We start from the raw sequence: 3,080 nt of genomic DNA, 5'->3' as shown, positions 1-3,080 counted from the left end.
CGCTTTTCGGTCTCTACGTGGCTCCACGCGCCCGCGGCAGGGGCGTCGGGGAGGCGCTCGTCCGCGCGGTGCTGGACGAGGCACGTCGACGCGGCAAGTCCGAGGTGCTGCTCGAGGTGACGAGCAACAACCCCGCGGCCCGGGCCCTGTACGAGCGCTGCGGCTTCGTCGCCACCGGCGCCACGCACCCGCACCCGCGCCGCGAGGAGCTGCACGAGCTCGAGATGGTCGCCCTTCTCACCGACCCGTGAGCCCGGGCCCCGTGGCCGCGACCTTCGCCGGGAAATGTTCACGTCCCTGCGGGTGCACGCCGAAGGGGCTTCGTGCGAAGGTTGCTCCATGAGCGAGATCACCGTGCGCCCACTGGCTGAGGACGACTGGCAGGACTACCGATCCGTCCGCCTCGCCGCCCTGCGCGAGTCGCCCGAGGCGTTCGCGGCGACGGCCGGCGAGGAGGAGGCGTACGACGAGGACCTCTGGCGCGAGCGGATGCGACGCTCGGCCCGCCTCGTCGCCGAACGTGCGGGCGACGCCGTCGGCGTTGTCAGCGTCGGCACGGCCAAGGCCGGCGACGACGCCTCCGCCGGCGAGCTCTTCGGCCTCTGGGTGCGGCCGGAGGCGCGTGGCTCCGGAGTCGCCACGACGCTCGTCAAGGAGGGCGCCCGCCTCGCCACGGAGCGCGGCCAGACCCACCTCGTGTACTGGGTCGGCACCGAGAACGGGCGCGCCGTCGCCTTCGCGAGCGGCATGGGGTTCCGTCCCACCGACTACCGTCGCCCGATGGGCGTGGTCAGCGAGGAGGACGGCGAGGAGGAGATCGCCATGGTCCTCCCGCTCGGCTCGGACCCCAGCCCGACGTTGCAGCTCTGAGGCGTCGCCTGACTCGAGCGGTCGGCCGCCGGACAGCCGTCAGGCGCCGGTCGAGCGGACCTGCGGGGGCCGGGCGGACGCGCAGCGGTCGGGCGGTCAGGCGGTCAGGCGGACGTCACCCGTCGGCCGAATGGGACGGTCACCGCCCACAGCAGGACCAGCGCCGCCGCCCGTCCTGCTCGCGGGTCACCCACCCCGGTCACGGCCGGGCGGCGAAGCGCTCGAGCAGCTCGGTGGGGCCGCTGACGATGAGCATGTGGTGCGCCGAGATCTTCGTCTGCGGCACCGCGTAGGTGAAGTCCTCGCCCGGCGCCTTGACCCCGACGACCGTGACCCCGTACTTGCGACGGATCTGGCTCTGCTCGAGGGTGAAGCCGATCGCCTCGCTCGGCGGCTTGATCTTGACGATGGCGAACCCGTCGTCGAACTCGATGTAGTCGAGCAGCTTGCCGTTGACCAGGTGCGCGACCCGCCGGCCGGAGTCGGCCTCGGGCGAGATGACGTGGTGCACGCCGATGCGGTCGAGGATCCGCTTGTGCTCCGGCGAGAGCGCCTTGGCCCAGATGGAGGGCACGCCGGCGTCGACGAGGTTCGCGGCGGCGAGCACCGAGGACTCGACGGAGGACCCGATGCCGACGATGGCGATCTTCGGGCCGGCGTCGCGGATCATGTCCAGGGCGGAGGCGTGCGCCATGTCGGCGTGCACGACCTTGGCCACCTTGTTGACGTAGGACTCGGCGATCGCGTTGTCGCGCTCGACGGCGATGACCCGGTTGCCGAGCCGCGTCAGCTCCAGGGCGACCGCCGAGCCGAAACGTCCGAGCCCGATGACGATGACGTCGTCGTCGTACAGGCGGTTGCGGGCCATGGGAGCTCCTCGTTCGCGGGGCTCGCGCCGGGTCGGACGCGATAGCGTCTCAATCATGCCAAGTCAGGCCCGGGTCGTCTGGGACTCATCCTTCACGCGGTACGACTTCGGGCCCACCCACCCGATGGCGCCGGTGCGGCTCGACCTCACGGCGCGCCTCTGCGAGTCCCTCGGGATCTTCGGGCTACCCGGTGTCGAGGTCGTCGGGGCGCAGGCCGCGCCCGACTCGCTCATCGAGACCGTCCACGACCCCGAGTACGTCGCGGCCGTCCGGGCGGCCTCCGAGGACCCGGCGTCCGCCGACCCGGCCCGCGGCCTCGGCACCGAGGACGACCCGGCCTTCCGCGGCATGCACGAGGCCAGCGCCCGCGTCGTCGCCGGCACCGTCGACAGCGCCCGTGCGGTGTGGGAGGGAACGGCCGAGCACGCCGTCAACTTCACCGGCGGGCTGCACCACGCCATGCCGGGGACGGCGAGCGGCTTCTGCGTCTACAACGACATCGCCGTGGGCATCCGGTGGCTGCTCGACCACGGTGCCGCGCGCGTCGCCTACGTCGACGTCGACGTCCACCACGGTGACGGCGTCGAGCGGATCTTCTGGGACGACCCGCGGGTGCTCACGATCTCGGTCCACGAGTCGGGCCGGGCGCTCTTCCCGGGCACGGGGTGGCCCAGCGACATCGGTGGCAAGGGCGCCGAGGGCACCGCCGTCAACGTGTCCCTGCCGCCGGGGGTGGCGGATGCCGGCTGGCTACGGGCGATCCACGCCGTCGTGCCGCCGGTCGTGCGCGCCTTCAAGCCGGACGTGCTCGTGACGCAGCACGGCTGCGACACCCACGCCGAGGACCCCCTGGCGCACTTCGCCGTCAGCGTCGACGCCCAGCGCGCCGTGGCCGACGCGTTCCACCGCCTCGGGCACGATGTCTGCGAGGGCCGCTGGGTGGCCCTCGGCGGCGGGGGCTACGAGGTCGTCGACGTCGTGCCGCGGACGTGGACTCACCTGACCGCGATCGCGGCGCACGCTCCGATCAAGACCTCGGCGGAGGTGCCGCAGGAGTGGCGCGACCACGTCGAACGCGTCTTCGGCCGGCCCGGACCACGCCGGATGGGCGACCTCACCGCCGAGGACGGCCCGCTCTGGTGGCGCTCCTGGGAGATGGGCTACGACCCGGCCAGCGAGGTCGACCGCGCCGTCATGGCGACGCGGTCGGCGGTGTTCCCGCACCACGGCCTGGACGTGCACTTCGACTGAACCTTTTGCGCTTCGCTTCGCTGCGCGCGTGCCGCGGCGCCCTTCAGCCGTCGCCTTCCTCCGCTCCGCTCGCTCGTTCCTCGCTCGCTG

Annotated in this window: 4 protein-coding genes; 3 read left to right on the top strand and 1 reads right to left on the bottom strand. The window is 72.9% G+C overall.

The window, feature by feature from the left end; genetic code table 11:
* Both ACR9ZK_RS21155 and ACR9ZK_RS21150 read left to right on the top strand, forming a co-directional pair.
* A partial coding sequence (locus ACR9ZK_RS21155) for a GNAT family N-acetyltransferase (RefSeq protein WP_481343938.1) occupies positions 1–251 on the top strand: 251 nt, incomplete at its 5' end.
* An 88-nt stretch (positions 252–339) separates the two neighbouring features.
* Entirely contained in the window at positions 340–870 is a 531-nt protein-coding gene (locus ACR9ZK_RS21150) for an N-acetyltransferase family protein (protein WP_481343937.1), read from the top strand.
* A gap of 199 nt (positions 871–1,069) precedes the next feature.
* Here ACR9ZK_RS21150 and ACR9ZK_RS21145 read toward each other — a convergent pair whose 3' ends face one another.
* Positions 1,070–1,738 (bottom strand): potassium channel family protein, encoded by a 669-nt coding sequence (locus ACR9ZK_RS21145; RefSeq protein ID WP_481343936.1) that lies wholly within the window; start codon positions 1,736–1,738, stop codon positions 1,070–1,072.
* Between the two features lie 55 nt (positions 1,739–1,793).
* Between ACR9ZK_RS21145 and ACR9ZK_RS21140 the strand changes: the two genes are divergently transcribed.
* A complete protein-coding gene (locus tag ACR9ZK_RS21140; protein WP_481343935.1) occupies positions 1,794–2,990 on the top strand; it encodes an acetoin utilization protein AcuC in 1,197 nt (398 codons plus the stop codon).
* Positions 2,991–3,080 lie beyond the last annotated feature (90 nt).

It is taken from the genome of Monashia sp. HAY1-5C (assembly GCF_056755255.1).
Note: the sequence above shows the minus strand (reverse complement) of the source record. Positions and strands in the feature narration are given on the sequence as shown.